At 44.8% G+C, this 17,686-nt stretch carries 16 protein-coding genes and 6 pseudogenes; 11 read left to right on the top strand and 11 right to left on the bottom strand.

The features are described from left to right. Window positions 1-70: 70 nt before the first annotated feature. Window positions 71-394 carry a divalent-cation tolerance protein CutA gene (cutA, locus tag AC51G0_RS28835; protein WP_496302967.1) on the top strand — a complete coding sequence of 108 codons (324 nt, stop codon included), beginning with the start codon at window positions 71-73 and terminating at the stop codon, window positions 392-394. Window positions 395-447: 53 nt separating this feature from the next. On the opposite strand, the gene AC51G0_RS28840 is transcribed toward cutA, so the two are convergent. After that, window positions 448-2,094 carry an electron transfer flavoprotein-ubiquinone oxidoreductase gene (locus AC51G0_RS28840; protein WP_496302968.1) on the bottom strand — a complete coding sequence of 549 codons (1,647 nt, stop codon included), beginning with the start codon at window positions 2,092-2,094 and terminating at the stop codon, window positions 448-450. A 191-nt stretch (window positions 2,095-2,285) separates the two neighbouring features. On the opposite strand from AC51G0_RS28840, the gene AC51G0_RS28845 reads away from it, so the two are divergent. Then, complete coding sequence (locus AC51G0_RS28845; RefSeq protein ID WP_496302969.1) at window positions 2,286-3,035, top strand: electron transfer flavoprotein subunit beta/FixA family protein; 750 nt, start codon at window positions 2,286-2,288, stop codon at window positions 3,033-3,035. After that, complete coding sequence (locus tag AC51G0_RS28850) at window positions 3,035-3,964, top strand: electron transfer flavoprotein subunit alpha/FixB family protein (RefSeq protein WP_496302970.1); 930 nt, start codon at window positions 3,035-3,037, stop codon at window positions 3,962-3,964. The genes AC51G0_RS28845 and AC51G0_RS28850 overlap by 1 nt, the downstream gene beginning before the upstream one ends. A 13-nt stretch (window positions 3,965-3,977) precedes the next feature. Here the strand turns inward: AC51G0_RS28850 and AC51G0_RS28855 are convergent, their stop codons facing one another. Beyond that, window positions 3,978-4,940: a LysR substrate-binding domain-containing protein gene (locus AC51G0_RS28855; RefSeq protein WP_496302971.1), complete on the bottom strand. Its 963-nt coding sequence runs from the start codon at window positions 4,938-4,940 to the stop codon at window positions 3,978-3,980. A 108-nt stretch (window positions 4,941-5,048) separates the two neighbouring features. On the opposite strand from AC51G0_RS28855, the gene AC51G0_RS28860 reads away from it, so the two are divergent. Next, window positions 5,049-6,434, top strand: a complete 1,386-nt coding sequence (locus AC51G0_RS28860; protein WP_496302972.1) for an MATE family efflux transporter — start codon at window positions 5,049-5,051, stop codon at window positions 6,432-6,434. Between the two features lie 104 nt (window positions 6,435-6,538). On the opposite strand, the gene AC51G0_RS28865 is transcribed toward AC51G0_RS28860, so the two are convergent. Next, a complete protein-coding gene (locus AC51G0_RS28865) occupies window positions 6,539-6,943 on the bottom strand; it encodes an SPOR domain-containing protein (RefSeq protein WP_496302973.1) in 405 nt (134 codons plus the stop codon). A 265-nt stretch (window positions 6,944-7,208) separates the two neighbouring features. Here AC51G0_RS28865 and AC51G0_RS28870 point away from each other — a divergent pair, with 265 nt between their 5' ends. Next, window positions 7,209-7,355: a LexA family protein gene (locus AC51G0_RS28870; RefSeq protein WP_496302974.1), complete on the top strand. Its 147-nt coding sequence runs from the start codon at window positions 7,209-7,211 to the stop codon at window positions 7,353-7,355. A 63-nt stretch (window positions 7,356-7,418) separates the two neighbouring features. On the opposite strand, the pseudogene AC51G0_RS28875 reads toward AC51G0_RS28870, so the two are convergent. The 3 genes and pseudogenes from AC51G0_RS28875 to tnpA form a co-directional block, all read right to left on the bottom strand. After that, window positions 7,419-7,973 (bottom strand): annotated as a pseudogene (locus tag AC51G0_RS28875) (transposase); the annotation flags it as partial. 59 nt (window positions 7,974-8,032) lie between these two features. After that, entirely contained in the window at window positions 8,033-8,386 is a 354-nt protein-coding gene (gene tnpB, locus AC51G0_RS28880) for an IS66 family insertion sequence element accessory protein TnpB (RefSeq protein WP_496302975.1), read from the bottom strand. Then, window positions 8,383-8,706 (bottom strand): IS66 family insertion sequence element accessory protein TnpA, encoded by a 324-nt coding sequence (tnpA, locus tag AC51G0_RS28885; RefSeq protein WP_496302976.1) that lies wholly within the window; start codon window positions 8,704-8,706, stop codon window positions 8,383-8,385. Before tnpA ends, tnpB begins: the two co-directional genes overlap by 4 nt. 56 nt (window positions 8,707-8,762) lie before the next feature. On the opposite strand from tnpA, the gene AC51G0_RS28890 reads away from it, so the two are divergent. Further along, window positions 8,763-9,026, top strand: coding sequence for a hypothetical protein (locus tag AC51G0_RS28890; protein ID WP_496302977.1), 264 nt, complete (start codon window positions 8,763-8,765; stop codon window positions 9,024-9,026). A gap of 185 nt (window positions 9,027-9,211) precedes the next feature. Here the strand turns inward: AC51G0_RS28890 and AC51G0_RS28895 are convergent, their stop codons facing one another. Together AC51G0_RS28895 and AC51G0_RS28900 are read right to left on the bottom strand one after the other, a co-directional pair. Then, on the bottom strand, window positions 9,212-10,114 hold the full coding sequence (locus AC51G0_RS28895) for a homocysteine S-methyltransferase family protein (protein ID WP_496302978.1): 903 nt from the start codon (window positions 10,112-10,114) through the stop codon (window positions 9,212-9,214). Window positions 10,115-10,733: 619 nt separating this feature from the next. After that, window positions 10,734-11,908 (bottom strand): annotated as a pseudogene (locus AC51G0_RS28900) (ISAs1 family transposase). 118 nt (window positions 11,909-12,026) lie between these two features. Here AC51G0_RS28900 and AC51G0_RS28905 point away from each other — a divergent pair. From AC51G0_RS28905 to AC51G0_RS28925, 5 genes and pseudogenes are all read left to right on the top strand, one after another. Next, window positions 12,027-12,233, top strand: a pseudogene (locus AC51G0_RS28905) (class I tRNA ligase family protein); the annotation flags it as partial. Between the two features lie 537 nt (window positions 12,234-12,770). Then, on the top strand, window positions 12,771-13,955 hold the full coding sequence (hmpA, locus tag AC51G0_RS28910; RefSeq protein ID WP_496302979.1) for an NO-inducible flavohemoprotein: 1,185 nt from the start codon (window positions 12,771-12,773) through the stop codon (window positions 13,953-13,955). Between the two features lie 146 nt (window positions 13,956-14,101). Further along, entirely contained in the window at window positions 14,102-14,950 is an 849-nt protein-coding gene (locus tag AC51G0_RS28915; protein ID WP_496302980.1) for an SDR family oxidoreductase, read from the top strand. 270 nt (window positions 14,951-15,220) lie between these two features. Continuing rightward, a pseudogene (locus AC51G0_RS28920) lies at window positions 15,221-15,409 on the top strand (transposase); the annotation flags it as partial. Then, window positions 15,400-15,612, top strand: a pseudogene (locus AC51G0_RS28925) (DDE-type integrase/transposase/recombinase); the annotation flags it as partial. The pseudogenes AC51G0_RS28920 and AC51G0_RS28925, both read left to right, overlap by 10 nt. Window positions 15,613-15,694: 82 nt before the next feature. On the opposite strand, the gene AC51G0_RS28930 reads toward AC51G0_RS28925, so the two are convergent. The 3 genes and pseudogenes from AC51G0_RS28930 to AC51G0_RS28940 form a co-directional block, all read right to left on the bottom strand. Then, on the bottom strand, window positions 15,695-16,609 hold the full coding sequence (locus tag AC51G0_RS28930) for a YeiH family protein (RefSeq protein ID WP_496304243.1): 915 nt from the start codon (window positions 16,607-16,609) through the stop codon (window positions 15,695-15,697). A 127-nt stretch (window positions 16,610-16,736) separates the two neighbouring features. Beyond that, the gene (locus AC51G0_RS28935) at window positions 16,737-17,315 is read right to left on the bottom strand and encodes a dicarboxylate/amino acid:cation symporter (protein WP_496302981.1); all 579 of its coding nucleotides are present in this window, start codon (window positions 17,313-17,315) and stop codon (window positions 16,737-16,739) included. 111 nt (window positions 17,316-17,426) lie between these two features. Then, window positions 17,427-17,686, bottom strand: a pseudogene (locus tag AC51G0_RS28940) (D-cysteine desulfhydrase); the annotation flags it as partial.

The following is a 17,686-nucleotide window of genomic DNA, read 5'->3' on the forward strand; positions in this document are numbered from 1 at the left end:
ACCGAGGGAGCCAGACGGCTCCCTTTTTTTGATATTATTAGTTAAATACATAAAGATAAAAGAGATAATAATGACGACAGAGCAGGAATATTGTGTGGTGATGACGACGTTTGCTGATGAAGCGGTTGGAAAAAAAATCATCCACTCATTAATTGAAAAGCGCCTGGCGGCATGTGTTCAGGTTCAAGCGATTGAGAGCTACTATCACTGGCAGGGAAAAGTGAATCAGGACCAAGAGAAGCTGGTCACAATCAAAACAACCGCCGCGCTTTATGATCAGGTCGAAGCTGATATATTGGCCAATCATGACTACGAGACCCCTGAAATTGTCCAGTTACCGATCACGGCCGGATTATCGGATTATTTAAGCTGGATTAGGTCTGAGTGCAAGTAGCACCGGTACATCTCGCATCTTAGCTTTCACATATTAGCTTTCACACCTTAGCGTTACATATTAGGGTAATTCGGCCCGCCGCCACCTTCGGGCGCAACCCAGGAAATATTCTGCGATGGATCTTTAATATCACAGGTTTTACAGTGAACGCAGTTAGCGGCATTGATTTGGAATTTAGGGTTACCGTCATTCGTGACGATTTCATAGACCCCGGCCGGACAATACCGTTGGCTTGGTTCGCCGTACAGTGATAGATGGGTTGTGATCGGAATCGTTGGATCATTTAACTTGAGGTGGCATGGTTGGTTTTCTTCATGCTGGGTTGCCGATAAATAGACGGAAGAGGGCTTGTCGAAACTGAGCATACCATCAGGTTTCGGATAATTGATCGGCTTGCATTGTGCAATCGGACGTAGACATTCATGATCGGCTTGCGGATCTTGAACAGTCCAGGAAAATCGATGTTTAAGCCAATTGTGTTCGATAGTGGCTATCGCACCACCAAGCAGGTTGCCATATTTATGGATTTGCGCGCCGAAATTACGTGACTCGTAAAGCTCTTGATATAACCACGACTCACCAAATAGGCGTTCATAGCCAGGTATGGTTTGATGAAAGCCTTGGCAAATTTCGGCAAATACGGCTTCAGCTGCCAGCATGCCGGACTTCATTGCGGTATGGCTACCTTTGATTTTGGCAAAATTAAGTGTACCGGCATCACATCCGACTAAGACTCCGCCGGCAAATTGTTGTCTAGGTAGAGAAGGCAGTCCCCCTTTGGTTATGGCACGGGCACCGTAAGCGATACGGTGGCCACCTGCAAGGTAACGACTGAACAACGGATGATGCTTCATGCGCTGAAATTCATCAAATGGGCTGAGATACGGATTGTGATAGTTCAGATCAACGATCAGCCCGACCGCGACCTGGTTATCTTCAAGGTGATAAAGGAAGCTACCCCCAGTGGTATCAGATTGGCTTAATGGCCAGCCGACACCATGTATAACCAGTCCAGGTTGATGAAGCTCGGGTGGCACTTCCCAGAGCTCCTTGATCCCCAATGCATAATGTTGGGGTTGTTTACCATAGTCCAGGTCATAATTTGCGATAAGCTGTTTGCCTAGGTGGCCACGGGCTCCTTCGGCAAAAATAGTATATTTGGCTTTTAGCTCAATGCCGGGCTCAAAGCTGCTTTTCTTCTCTCCGTTTTTATCTAGCCCCATATCCGAGGTGATGATACCTGCCACGGCTCCTTTGTTATCATAGAGAATGTCTGACGCGGCAAAACCTGGAAAGATTTCGACACCGGCATTTTCAGCCTGCTGTCCTAACCAGCGACAGAAGTTAGCCAAGCTGATCACAAAGTTACCGTCATTGAGCATCGGGCTGGGTGTGAGGTTCTCGGGAACATTTAAGTAGTTGCTCTGGTTTGTTAACAGGCAGAAGTGATCTTCAGATACCGCAGTATGGAGTGGGGCATTCAGCCGCTCCCAGTCAGGAAACAGTTCATCAAGGGCTTTGTGTTCGAAAAGGGCACCAGACAGTATATGCGCCCCAACTTCAGCCCCTTTTTCAACCACGCAGACAGATAATGTTTGTTCCTGCTCCTGAGCCAACTGCATGATCCGGCAGGCTGCAGATAGGCCTGCAGGGCCAGCACCAACGATGACGACATCGAACTCCATGCATTCTCTTTCCATGCGTACCTTCCTGAAACACCCGTCAATTGCATTCGTTACAGGTAAATATAGTCCAGTTGACGTAAACGTAAATTCAACTAGGCTCAAAGTGTGTTTAGCTAGGTGCATCAGACATAAATTATTCTTATTTCAAGTTTATTGAGACTGTTTACAGTAACTGGACAGAGTCTTCATTTGAAAAGGAAAGCATTGTGAAAGTACTGGTAGCAATAAAACGAGTGATTGATCCTTACGTTAAAGTCAGGGTGAGAAATGATGGCTCCGGCGTTGAAACCAATAACGTCAAGATGTCGATGAATCCATTTTGCGAGATCGCAGTGGAAGAGGCTGTCAGGATCAAGGAAGCAGGTAAAGCTGATGAGGTTGTTGTCGTGTCAGCCGGTGAAACAAGCTGTCAGGAGCAATTAAGAACGGCACTAGCCCTTGGAGCCGATCGCGCGATTCATATTGAAACGGAAACAGGTCTCGAACCATTAACCGTTGCCAAATTGCTTCAATCGGTGATGGAGAAAGAGCAACCAGGTCTGGTTTTGTTGGGGAAGCAGTCCATTGATTCAGATAATAACCAGGTTGCCCAGATGTTGGCAGCCCTAACGCAACGTCCACAGGGAACATTTGCCTCTGAAATCGCTATTGATGGTGACGTTGTCACCGTAACGCGCGAGATTGATGGTGGTTTGGAGACGCTGAAGCTGACGCTTCCTGCGATTATCAGTACCGATCTACGACTTAATGAGCCACGTTACGCTTCACTGCCTAATATCATGAAAGCCAAGAAAAAGCCGATGGAGTCACTGGTTCCTGCCGACCTTGGTGTTGATATTGTCCAGCATCAGGATGTGCTGGAAGTGCTCCCTCCACCAGAAAGGCAAGGCGGCGTTAAGGTAGCTTCGGTGTCGGAGTTGGTGGATAAGCTGAAAAATGAAGCGAAGGTGATCTGATGGCTACGTTAATAATTGCAGAGCATAACAATTTGGTTGTCTCATCGGACACCATGAAAGTGATTAATGCCGCAATGGCGTTATCGCCTTCTGTAACGGTATTGGTTGCAGGCGCTCAATGCCGGGCCGTTGCAGATAAGGTCAGCAAGGTGGCTGGGGTTGGAGAAGTCTTGTGGGCTGATGATGATACCTATACACATCAACTCGCCGAGAATTTGTCGGCTCTAGTTGCTGAAATTGCTCACCAATATACGCATATTCTGGCTCCGGCCACGACTTTTGGCAAAAATCTGATGCCTCGTGTGGCGGCGTTGCTGGATGTGGGGCAGCTATCTGATGTTATTCACATCGAGAGCGAAGATACGGTAATTCGCCCAATATATGCAGGTAATGCGTTGGCTAAAGTGAGATCGAATGATCCAATCAAGGTGATCACTATCCGCAGTTCTGCATTTGATCCTGCGCCGGAGCAAGAGGCGCAAGCGGGTATCACTGAATTGGATGTAGTGATCGCCACAGATGTGTCGCAGTTTGTTAGTAAGCAGGCTGTTGAGAGTGAGCGTCCGGAGTTGGCGGCGGCGCGGGTTGTGGTATCGGGTGGACGTGGCCTTGGAAACAGTGAAAGTTTTGCTCTGGTAGAAAAGTTAGCTGATAAGTTGGGGGGAGCAATAGGGGCATCACGTGCTGCGGTCGATGCCGGTTTTGTTTCCAATGATCTGCAAGTCGGCCAGACAGGTAAAATCGTTGCCCCCGAGCTGTATATTGCTGTGGGTATCTCCGGGGCGATACAACACCTTGCCGGAATGAAAGAGTCGAAAGTGATTGTGGCGATCAACAGCGATCCGGATGCTCCGATTTTTCAAATTGCCGATTATGGCCTGGTCGGGGATCTGTTTGAATTGCTCCCCGAGCTGATTGATTCGCTCTAATAGTGATTTGTGCTCATTCATTTTCTATGATCTGCCAGCCATGGTTTTTAGCCATGTCAAACAATTGCGCTTGCTCAATGGCCTGTTGATTTGTCAGCCAGGAAACAAAGTGAGTGACAGCGTCACTTTGAATCTGGCAATGGTAATAATATTGCCATGGGCTATCAATGATGGTTGCCGATAGGGGCAGCTGCAGGTAGCCCTGTTTGAGCTCATGTACCACCAGCATTAGGTCGGTAATCGTCACGCCTTGTCCGGCAAAGCAGGATGTCAGGGCCATATCTAACGTATCGAACGTTATACCTGAGTTATTCATTAAGTGGGACTTGTGGTTTCGCTTTAGCCATTCTCGCCAGTCTGTGCGATCCGCTGTTGGGTGAAGGCGTTGATAGGTCAGCAACGTATCTATGTCTATGGGTTGATCGGTCTTGGTTAGTAATTCTGAATAGACTGGTGCTAAATATTCCTTCCTGAGAAAGTTTTTCTGATATGGGCTCTTCCATTCCTTCTGCAAGTTATAAATGGCGACATCATAGTCATCATCATCTAACCTCAACTCTTCGCTGGTATGGCCCATGGTTGATGACAGCACAATATCTAGCGTTGGATGGTGTTCCTTAAAGGAATGTAAACGCGGAATTAACCAGCGCACGGCAAAACTCATTGCCACCTTGACACGCAGGGTCTTGCTTTCCTTTACTTTAAGCTGTCGGATTGTGCCGTTTAACTCGCTGTACTGCCGGGTAAGCAGTAGTGCAATTTCCTTACCCTCATCAGTAAGAGAAAGTGCGCGATGGCGGCGAATAAATAGTGAAAAACCAAAGTGTTCTTCTAACTGACGTATCTGGCGGCTGACGGCACTTTGAGTCACATTCAACTCTGAAGCTGCAAGGGTAAAGCTTAGATGCCTAGCTGCGGCTTCAAATACCCTCAATCCATTTAAAGATGGGGGAAGCAGTGTATGTCTTTTCTTCATAGGTCGCCAAATCTTTGCATAAGTTTTATGAATGCTAAAGTGCCATAAAAGTCGTTTGAAACTCAACAGTAATATTCATAAATTACTACTAATAGAAAAGGGGAATTTATGAAAAAACTGGTCAGCCTGGCTGTTCCGCTCATCATTTCACAGCTGGTTGCACAATTACTGTTATTTACCGATGTCTGGATGATGGCTCAGCTAAGCATTATGGCAATTGCCGGCGGTGGCTTGGGCGCTACTGTGTATTCGATTGTGTTTATTATTGCCGGTAGCACTGTGGGCTGTGTGGCGAACTTGATTGCTATTGCGTATGGCAAGCGATTAAGCCAGCCAGAAGCAGGAGATGCTGAAGTGCGCTCTTCACTCAAAGGCGGTGTTTTGCTGGCCCTGATCCTGACTGTTGCCCTTCAGCCTGTTTTCTTCATGATGCACGATCTTCTGGTGGTGGCTAAACAGGACCCTCAGGCGGTTGTTCTGGCAATGGATTATCTTGATGCCTTGAAATGGTCGATGTTGCCTACTTTGATTTTGCTGGTCTTGCGCAGCCTGGTCAGTGCTTTTGGTGATACCCGTTCGGTCATGATCATGTCACTGGCAACCGTTGTGTTAAACGTACCGCTAAGTTATTTGTTTGCTTTCCATTGGGAGATGGGACTAGCTGGTTTGGGGTATGGTACTTCGTTGGCTGCGTTTATTATTATGGTGGGTTATGGCTACTGGGTGTTTAGCCATTCGAAATATCGTCAGTATAACCCGCTGCACAAACTGCATGAATACCGGCTGGGTACTATGGTGCCGTTGCTGGGGATTGGCGTGCCGATCATGATAGCGACCTTGCTGGAGCATGCCTTGTTCTCTGGTGCTGTCTTGCTGGCTGGCACGTTAGGTGCAGTCTCGCTAGCTATTCATCAGATTGCAATGCAGTGTTTGAATCTATCATGGAATATTGCTTTTGGTTTCTCTCAGGCAGCTTCTATCTTGGTTAGCCAGCATGTTGGCAGCAAGGAGCCGGCATTGGTACGCCGTTATGCCATGCTTGGGTTGTTTATGGTAACAGCGACAAGCGCAGTGATTGGGGTATTTGTTAGTGTATGGCCGGAGTTTTTGACGGAGGTGTTCAGGATTGAAGGTGATGAGCTGACAACAGAGCTGGTATCGGCATTACCCGGTGTGATGATTATGGTTGCTTTGTGTTTTGTGGTTGATGCCTGGCAGCTGGCTGCCATCAGTATTCTACGGGGAATGAAAGTGGTGGTTGCCCCAACGATTTCAACGATGATTGGATACTGGTTTATTGGTTTACCTGCGGCCTGGTTATTAATGAAGTTGATGGGACTTGAAGGTGTTTGGGCTGGCTTAGGGATCGGGTTGGCAGCTACTGGGATCATGTTGGTGGGGTTATTGTTCCGGCACCTGGCCCAATTTGAGCGCTTGGTCGGAAAGACTGGCGATGAGCCTGCAGATCAGGAACATTCTGCGTTGCTGACATAACGCAATTCTCGGAACGATTTCAATACAAATAAGTTCCAACAAAAAGCCGGAAGTGATTCCGGCTTTTTGCTGTCTGAGTTTTCTTAGCACTTAACACCTGGCACTTAGCGCATACGAAATACATCAGTTTGCTTGTCGTTCTGTACTTCAGCAAAGCTGCGGACAAAAGGGCCTTGCTGGCGAATACGGGGCGGTAGATTGTCAATAACTCGCTTGGCTTCTTCCTTGCTGGCAAAGTCACCGTAAATTACGGCATACCAGCGATTGCCAAGGCTGTGTTTCCAATTTACCCAAATTGGATCCTGCCCTTTGATCTCCCGGATATAGTCCCGGATATCACGCTCTTCACTGAGTGCCAGTACCTGAATGGTAAAGCGATTAGGATCCAGGTGACCGTAGGCCTCTTGTGTGGTCATTGCCCCGACACACTGACTTTCGGTATGGGTGGTTTGTGTTGTCGAACAACCCGAAAGAAATAACAGCGCAACCAACGCAAAAATCTTATGCATTCAATGTCTCCTTATAAGCTTTCACATTCATCAGATATCATTCTTAGGCGGCAAGTCTATCAAGATGGTAAATAATTGATGCATAAAACTAAACACGGTGGTTTGTTTGCTGTTTTTTACGCCACTTTGGGTGAAAAACTTCATCATTTTCTGACACTTGCCTAAATACTGTGCATCCATACATAAAATACACACCCTAATAGTGACTATTCTATCTACTCTCGATTAAACTGTATACACATACAGTATTGTTGGTGGGTGATATATGACGGTCTTACCCGTTTTTTTAGAGTCGGTAAAATGCGGTTTTCCGTCTCCTGCAGATGGGCATCAGGAAGATCTGGATCTGGATGATTACTTGATCCGTAACCCGAATGCGACTTTTCTATTGCGTGCCTCAGGCGATTCATAATAGAGATAGAAATTACGTCATAATCAGTGGGTGGGTGATTGGAGAAGATAGCCGTGACTGAGCTATTTCATTGGCCAACAGGCTTTCAGTGGCGAAGCTCTTTGGAATTAGGCTGGCGGGGGCAGGTTTTTGGCTGATGCTGACTTTATCCGCTTCCTTCTCACACTGACGACAACTGTACTTAGGGCGCACATATTCCAGCACCTTCAGTACCGCAGGCGTGAATTCAAGCTTTTCACAGCTATCTTCACCGATTTTATGCAGCGGATGCTGGCAACATGAGCAGACTTTTTCTTCATCAGCCAAGTCGAGAACGATACGCTCACGTGGCAGATCTTTTGGAAGTGGCTTGCGTTTACCCCGCGCCTTTTTGGTCGTTATGGTAGTGACTACCTCTTCCTGCTCTGAGGCAACCGCCTCGCATTCCACCTCATTGAACAGGTCACCCTGTGCTTCGTCATACGGCTTGAGTGCTTCTGCACGTTTGGAGAACTGGCGGTCGATAGCCAGTTTAAACTGCTCAAGAAGGGATGCCTTTTCAGCCATCAGGGCTTTGACCATCGCTTGAAGCGCGGCAACATCTTGGCTGTCAGGGTTAATATCGGGCGTCTTTTTCATGGCATCCATTATACTGAAAATGGCTCCTAACTGCCCGACATATATGACTTTTATGGTAGCTAACTCATTGTAAAGCTATGTATTTCTATGGGTTTATGGCCGATAATCGTGAAGCCAGACAGCAGACGTTCGAACTCTTCACAGCTCAGGGTAAAGACCTGATGTTTCTCCCTGGATGGCCACTTGGACTTGTCTTTTTCCAGCCGCTTGTACCATAGGGCGAAGCCTGTTTTATCCCAGTAGAGCACCTTCATTTTGTCGCGCTGTTTGTTGGTAAACAAGAACAGCGCCCCTGAGTCTAAAGACAAATCGGTTTCGGGCTCGACCAGCGCCGCCAGGCCATTGATGGATTTGCGGAAGTCAACGAACTCACGGTACAGGTAAATGGTGGGAGGACTGATTAACCCTTTCATGACTGGAGAGCGCCAATAAGCTCTGCCAGATAAACCGCAGGTGTACCTTGCGGAATGCTCAGCTCAATATCGTTAAAACTGAGCGTCATATTCGCCGCTACAGGTTTAGCAATTTGGTAGTGGGTGCTTTGTTCAATCACTTCAGCTCGGATAAATCCGCTCTGATGGCTTTCACTGGAGAGTTGCAGCAGACGTCGTTTAGCGAAGAAGGTGGAGGTGCTAATTTTATTCTGTCGACAAAACTCCCTTTGGGTCAGAGAGCTGTTTTCGTACTGCTGGAATATTGCCAGCCATTCCTGGCCGCTTCGTCTATTAGCCATGATCTTTTCTCCTTATTTCGGAATTAAGATCTTAAAAGGCTCATCATTCTACTTGAATGCGGGGTTTATGGGGCGCTTACCATATTTCTGATGCGGCGAAGATCATAGACATCCTTGATAACTTAGCAGCAAAAGGCAATACCGTTATTGTCATTGAACACAATCTAGACGTCATGACACAAGCAGATTGGATTATCGATGTTGGTCCAGATGGTGGAGAAAAAGGTGGAGAAATCTCATTTGAAGGTACGCCTAATGCACTTGTGGAAAAATCAAACTCTCATACAGCGGCATTCTTGAAGCACTATGTTCAAACTTAGACTCGCAAGATTGGGTAAAGGCTCGATAAGGTAGAAAGATCAATGCATAAGCCATTAGTTCTTGTGCATAAAACATAGTGATATTAAGAAACCCCCGATGATTGAAAATGTCCATCATCGAGTCAGCCAGTTCTGCACTGACTCATCTCTGTACCAATACGATCGCCGGGGTTGTTTGCCCAAAGTTAAGATTCTTCAAAGCTGTCTCTCCATGTTGCTAATGCCTCAATATGGCTTGGTTCAATACCACAGCATCCACCAATGATGCTGGCACCTAGTTGATGCCATAGCTTGGCAAACTCAAGGTACTCTTGTGGTGAAAAATTTCGAAGTTCCTGGATGGTGTCATTAGCTTGGTGACCAGACTTAATCGGCGTGAAATTGTTCGCGAATACACCGATAGTCAGTACCTTGCTAGTGCACTCAAGAACTTGGTTCACATCCTTAATTGCTTGCTCAACCACCTCTGGAGTCGAACAATTAAAGAAGATACCCGCCACACTGGTTTTCAATAGTGCATCAATGGCATTGGTAACCAGCTCCCCTGAGCGAAGACGTGATTGCTGGTCAACCTCATCCATCAAGGTAAAAGAGATATAAGAAGGTTTATTTGTGTTCGCAAAAACCTTTGAGATCACCTTGGCTTCCGCGAGACTAGCCACTGTCTCGGCAAGCCAGATATCAACGTGCTTGTCTTGGGCATTTAACAAAGTCGAGCTGATCTCATAAGCTCTTTCTACTTCAAACAAGTCAGGGCGATATGAGCCAAAGGCTGGAGGGATAGAGCCTGCCACCAATATCTTTTGTTGAGACTCCGTGACAACATCACGAGCAATCTTAGCCGCTCTTTCTGCAAGCTCTGCCCCTTGCTCAGCATATAGTTCATCTCCTAGATGGAAAGGCACACAGGCATAGCTATTGACTGTGATAATCTGTGCGCCAGCCTCTACAAAGCCCTGGTGAGCTTGCTTCACATGTTGCGGAGATTCTATCAGCGCTTGGGCGCTCCAAAGTGGTTGAGAAAAAGGAGCACCGATACGTTTTAGTTCGCGCCCCATACCACCATCCAAAATTGCAAGAATTGCCATTTAGATTTCCATACCGCTAAACATCTATGAATTTATTCAATCATAATATGCAATAAGTTCAAGTGATAATTTCTCATCATCAATATTACTAAATTTCATCTAAAGGATATAACTGATTATTTACGCTCATGAAATAGGGCAGCGTATAGTGACTAGAAAGAACATAGACTCTCGCTATGGTTGCATAAAGCAAACTAGTTTCTCAAAATCTCCATGCAAGAAATATCCAGTTCCTATCAAAAATGTCACCCTCGAAACGATGGCATTTTGCTTTTTGAGATACGAGAAGTTATCCGAAGGCTGGAAACTGTCTGCTTCTGCTAAATTGGAAATGTCCAGAGGTGTGTTGACGGGTGATGTAACACACCTGTGATCATCGCTAGCACGTTTGCCCCATTCCGAGTTTGCGTGACAAATCGGCGTACGATCCCATTAGCAAATTGCCTTACTTTTTGTCATTGCAAACCGCCCACTACTTGTGCGCGGTTTCTTTCATTTTTGCGTATTGCGCAACGAAGCTCGCCTTATATCACAAATGTATATTTATACTTCAGAACTAGGAGTGAGGGATGGTTCTGATGGGTCTACTAACGTGAGTAGTTATTTATTCTGTCTTCCATCAATTGAACGTTGAAGGGGCAGGGTGAGAGCATGAATGCTCATTTTTACTCACCGCCTTAAAACCAGCCAGTAACACCCTGTCCAGATAAGTGGTATTCATCACTGCAATGCTCTGTTTGCGTCGGATGCTAGCATTTTTCGAGGTTTCTTCTCGCAGCATGTTCAGTGCAATGTGCCGAAAACAGGCCATGATCTCAGCGGCAGCTCCACAATAAATCTGGCAAGCATCCTCGTTCATTGATGCATCAAGTACCCAGTACCGGGTGTTTTCAATTCCCCAGTGGCCACGCACAGCGGTGGCAAAACGCTCTTTCTCCAACTCAGCAGAGCTGATGTAGTAGCGGTATTCGAGTAACTCTTTACCTGATTTATCAATGTGATAACCAATGGTAACACCGATGCTCTTTAGCCCTTTCCAGTCAGGAAACTGGTGTACCAACTCACCAAAGGTAGTACATGGTATTCTCGGGCTTCGATTCGTCCGTGGCTTTGTTCCACTGTGACATCTTCAGAGGCGCTCTGAGCCGCAGTCTTCGCAGACAGCGCCTGACGTACAGCTTTAGCCAGTGTTACCTGGTTACCTTTCACAGCAAGCAAATAATCACCACCTATATCAATGATGGTTGAAGCGATGTTGGTCTGGCAGGCTATCGCGTCAATCAAAATCAGGCAGCCTTTGATGTCCAGCAAGTTAAGCAGTTCCGGTATTGCCGTGATCTCGTTCGACTTCGCATTGGTTTTTAGCTGGCCCATAACTACGCCGTTGGCCGTGGCGAAAGCACTAACCATATGATGAATAGTGGATTGCCTGCTTTCGCGGTTATATGTGCCGCGCAACACCTTACCATCGATAGCGATCAACTTACCGTCTGAACGCTCAGTGACGGCTTGCATCCAGTTGATAAAACACTGCTGAAACTGACCTGGATCTAGGTGCGAGATAACGCGAACAATGGTGTCGTGAACAGGGAGTCCGGATGTAAAAAGACCTTTTTGCTGAAACCACTGAAAATGTGCTTCACCGAAATCTTCAATGTCTTCCCAGCCCTCAGCTCCGGTAATCGTCGCACAAACAGTAAGAAACAGAACGTCGAATAAGGGATAACTGATTTTCGCAGACTGACGTGGGTCTTGCAGATCACCAAAATACTGAGAAAAACCCTCGATACTCACCTTAGAACTCCCGAAAAAGGGAGTATAAGATCATAATTCGATCTGCCGGTCAAACTCACAGAATTTGGTCACAAAACGTTCGTGATCTCACCCTGGTCGAAGGGGTATCTAATGCTGTCAGGGAGTGTTTGTACACCTGTATGAAGACAATTTGATTTACCGAGGTAAGCGTTTGGTGAACTGGGATCCTAAACTGCACACTGCTATCTCTGACTTTGAAGTTGAAAATAAAGATAGCAAAGGTCAAATGTGGCATTTCCGTTACCCACTTGCTGATGGAGCTAAAACAACTCAAAGCAAGGACTATATCGTCGTAGCTACAACCCCCTGTCTAATCTACGGATTTAGATTAGGCGACAACTATCCTGAGACAGGGGGTATAGCCAGACCAGGTTGGAAAACCTGGTTCAATAATTGGGTCCTCTACAAGACTCCATGACGATCGTGCATGGCGGAGCGTTAGCGATATATTCAGCCAGTATATCTCTTGAGAGTCGCTTTTTAAAACAGCGTTTCCTTTGCAATCAACGCCATGTAATTGAAAAACATTCTTCGCAATATCAATAGCAAGTAAGGCGATGATTATCACGCTATCTCCCACTCATCAATAAATGGCTGATTTGATTTTCACCATCATCATAGCCTCGTGGTACGTTATGGAGTGGGATGGTTCATTACATTAGACTCCAAAAGATCATGTAAGTTTAGTATTGCAACGATACTTGGTGAAACTGCAGTAAATAGCGATAAAGGTCGCAATTTGCAACCTCAACATAAAAAATAATTATCTCTTGATTTATTGATACAGATCATTTAAAAATAAAATAAACATGTACATGAAATGCATCTTAGGGGGTAGGAAATGCTCAATCCACAGATAATTGATACTGTAAAAGCAACAGCACCATTAATTGAAAAAATCGGCCCTGCGCTTACTGCACATTTTTATGAACGTATGTTCATTCATAATCCTGAATTAAAAAATATTTTTAACATGAGTAACCAGCGTAATGGTGATCAACGTGAAGCCTTGTTCAATGCAATTTGTGCTTATGCAAATAATATTGACAACCTCGTAGAGCTATTACCTGCGGTTGAAAAAATTGCACATAAACATACAAGTCTTATAATAACTGCTGAGCATTACCAAATTGTTGGTGATCATTTATTGGCAACAATTGATGAGTTTCTCTCTCCTGGGTATGAAGTTTTAGAGGCATGGGGAGCGGCATACAATGTACTCGCTGATATATTTATCAACCGAGAAGAAGCCATTTATCAAGAGAATGAGGCTAAAAATGGCGGCTGGCGTGGTACTCGTGAATTCGAAGTTGTAGAAAAAAATAAAGAAAGCAGTGTTATCACTAGCTTTACATTTAAACCTGCAGATGGAAGCGCAATTTCAACCTTTAAACCCGGCCAATATTTAGGCATCCACTTAAACTCTGAAGAATTTAAAAATCAAGAAATCCGACAATACAGCTTATCATCAACACCTAATGACGAATTTTACCGTATTTCAGTTAAACGAGAAGAGAAAGGTCAAGTATCTAACTATCTTCACCGCACTTTAGAGGTAGGGGATAGAGTACAACTGACACCCCCTGCAGGAGATTTCTTCTTGCAAGTTGAACCAACAACACCAGTTACTCTTATTTCTGCAGGGGTAGGGTTAACACCTATTCTCTCGATGCTGGATACATTAACAGAGCATAAAGCTTCAGTTCACTGGTTACATGCGACAGAAAATGGTGACCAACATGCGTTTAAAGCTCATGTAAATACGCTAGAAAATCAAAATGAACATATTAGTACAAGTATTTGGTATCGCCAACCACTGTCCACTGATCGCCAGGCTGAAGATTTTGATTATGATGGTTTGATTGATTTAACTAAACTACGGACTCAACTGATTGTACCGACAATGCATTTTTATTTTTGTGGCCCTATAGGCTTTATGCAACATGTCGCTGAACAGTTGACCGAGATGGGTATAACTAAAGAGCGAATTCACTACGAATGCTTTGGTCCGAATAAAGTACTTTGATGTAATTAGGTACATATATTGATTCTGTAGCAAATAAATTTTCTTAGTAAATTTAAAATGATGTTAAAACAGAATTTTAAATGGACATTACTCAAGATTGTACTTTGTGGCAGATCCCAATAAAGTCAGAATGAAAAGGATGAACAATGAAAAAGATAGTATTAGTTACAGGATCTAATTCCGGCATGGGGTTGGCGACCACCCTATTACTTGCTCAGCATGGTTACACAGTTTACGCTGGAGTACGACGAGATGAAGCCGCCAGCTTTATGAAGGATATCGCGAGAGAGAAAAAATTACCTATTATTCCAATCCACTTTGATGTAACAGACACTGATAGCATTCAGCTCGCCATTAATACTATCGTACTCGAAGCCGGCCAAATAGATGTGCTGGTTAACAATGCAGGTTACGGTTTAGTTGCCAGTGTAGAAGACGGTACTGATGATGAATTCATGAAGCAATTCGACGTAAACGTCTTCGGTGTTCTGCGTAGTTGCCGTGCGGTGATTCCTGTCATGCGTCAGCAAGATTCCGGGTCTGGGGCTGGTACGATTATCAATATTAGCTCATTTCTAGGTAAAATGGGGCTTCCACTCCTTACTCATTACAATGCAAGTAAATACGCTGTCGAAGGGATCACCGACTCTCTACGTTATGAGCTTCGACCATTTAACATCAATGTCCATACAGTTGCGCCAGGGCTATTTAAAACCGGCTTTGTAGAACACGGACTCAGCACGAACCCAAAAACTGTGAGCGAGAGCTCCCCATACGCACCACAAGCCAGCATCTTGTTGCCGATAGTGGTCGATAAAATAAGTAACGGCCCGACGCCTGATTCAGTATCACAATCCGTATTGAATGTGCTACGAGCAACTAATGCACTGGCACGCACACCGGCAGGGGATGATTCCGTCTACTTTGATGAACTGGCCCATACACTACCACAAGAAACATTTGAAGACGCCGTTAGAGAGCAGTTGGGCTTGTAGTAGGTAGTGAAGGTACGCTATGTGAAAACCTGAAAACACGCAACCGGGTTCTGTCGCAAATGAATTTTCTAGTTTATTGGGATATTTAAATCATTGTTTTTAAAGTTAAAGATGTTGATCTTCACCGATAGATCGAGTTTGCGACAGCACCATTGGTTGAGTGTTCTTATATATAGCAATATTTACTTGCACAGTTAAAGTACGTCTTGTGCTTTTAGTCATTGTGTCACCTGTTATATATCATCGCCTCAGAAGTTAACAGGTGACACAATGACAAAACGTAGTAGAAGAACATTTAGCCCCGAGTTTAAACTTGAAGCGGCCAAGGCAATGAATGTCGGTAAATCCACCATGGATAAGTGGGTTCGCCAGCTCAAAGAAGAGCGGCAAGGAATTTCACCTAAAGCTTCTCCGATGACGGCAGAGCAAATCGAGATCCGTGAGTTGAAGAAGAAACTCCCATCAAGAAGTTCGTTGTAGCCACCGGCGGTTTCAAAATACGAAAACGCGCCTGGTCAACGATCCAGGGATTCGAATCATTACGGATGTTGAACAAAGGCCAGTTTGATTTCTGGCTTTGTCATGATGAACGTAAAACCCTTGTACGGGAGAGATCCGCCTTTATGAATCGTTTATTCAATGTTGAAGTGATTTACTCGTAATTTTAAGTCAATTACTGGCTAGATCTGCCTCATCAGATTATTTGCAACAGCCCCCCTCCTTGAGCGTTGTTTCTATTTCTGTCTAGAGCGTTAACCACAGCAATGAGGCGACAGATATAGTCATCCATAGGATTACCCCCAGCAACATCGGTTTCAGACCGGATGACTTCAGTTTATCTAAAGAGATAGAGCAGCCAATCAAAAACAGACAAACCACCAGTGCCTGCTTGGCAATGGAGAAAATGCCATAGTAGACGGTTTCAAACTGAGGGAAATAGTCACTGACTAATATTGCAATACAGTAGAATAAAATGAAATACGGAATGGTCAGTTTACGCTGATCATTGCGGAATATTAAAGCACTGACAAAGGTCACCGGCACTATCCACAAGGCTCTGGATAGCTTTAATGTCGTTGCAATTGTTAATGCTTTTTCCCCATAAGCAGATGCCGCTCCGACAACAGAAGATGTGTCATGGATAGCTATTGCTGCCCAGGTACCAAAGGTCACCTGATCAAGGTCCAGTGCATGTCCGACAACAGGGAAAATAAATAGCGCGAAAGAGTTAAGTACGAATACTGTCGCTAAAGCTAAACCTATTTCTTGGTCACTCGCTTTTATCGCCGGAGATACCGCAGCAATAGCGCTGCCTCCGCAAATGGAGGTACCGGCCGAAATCAGATAGCTTATCTTGGTTTCCAGCTTCATTAACCTTGCGATAATGGTTCCCAAAACAAGGGTGCTGCCGATTGAAACCACAATCAGGCCTAACCCGTCACTGGTTACAGCCAGCGCTTCTTGAAAATGAATGCCAAAGCCTAAGCCAACAATCGAATAAGCCAGTAACTTTTTGGTGATTTTTTCTACTGATAACTCTTCTGGTACTAAACCAAGGGTGGAGAAGAGAAAGCCAATCACCAAGGCTGAAGGAGAGTTTATCCAAGGCGTAAAGCAGACTAATACTGCAATAGCCATAACCGCTTTTTTATACATAATAGATTTCATTATCTTAGTAAGAATATATAGACAAGGTATTTACTACGTAGACGAAGCAAAGAAATATACCTAACACCGACAATCGTTTTATCTGACGTGACTCAAAAGTTTGTGTCAGGCATGTTAGTTAGTATTTTTGCTTATACTTAATTTCAGCAAACGCATCGAATACAAGTTTTGCAGGCTCAGCTTTCTTACCTACCAGGTTAATGGAGATGCCTAAAAAGATCGCAAAAAGAATAATCTGTAAAACGTTACCTGAAGACATTGCTGCAAATGGGTTGGTTGGGATTATACCTAAAAGCGTATCCAAGATATTTGGGGCCTCTTTAACTGAAACTGTCGCTTCAGAGCCTAAATCAATACCGACTCCAGGTCCCAGCCATATGGCCAAAGCTAAACCGATAGGTATCGCCAGAGAGGTTGTCAGAATATATAAGCAGAATGTTTTAACCCCAATACGTCCCATCCGGGTAACGTCTTTTATAGCAGTAACACCGCATACCAATGAAACGAAGATTAACGGCACAACCAGCATTTTTACAGCGGAGATAAATGCTTTACCAATAGGAAGTAAAATCGTTGCACTTTCTCCGAAAACTACACCAGTAATACAACCCAGTACCATGCCGATCATTACTTTCTGCCATATATGCAGTCCAGACCAAAAACTCAATGTTGATGCCTTACTCTCTGTTATGTCCATGTTAACACCTTACTCTTATACAATTTGAATATGCTGGGATAAGCTCACTTAGAACGGAACTTTCCCGGCAAAATAATGTTTGTATTTAAAAGCTGAAATGACCTAATTCGATTAGAAGTACTTTGGATAATCAAAAGCGTTTCTGTACCCAAATAGTGCTTGAGCACCACCAGTGTGCAAAAATACGATATTATCGTCTTTGGAAAAATGCCCTTTACGCACTAAATCAATCAACCAGCAGCGCCTTTAGCTGAATACACAAGGTCAAGCAAAATCGATTCCAGTCGCGCGAACATTTCAATAGCTTTAATACCGTTCAGTGTCGGAATCCCATAGCCTTCACCGATGTAGTCACAATTCGCAATTACATG

It is taken from the genome of Photobacterium sp. HL06, assembly GCF_059552575.1.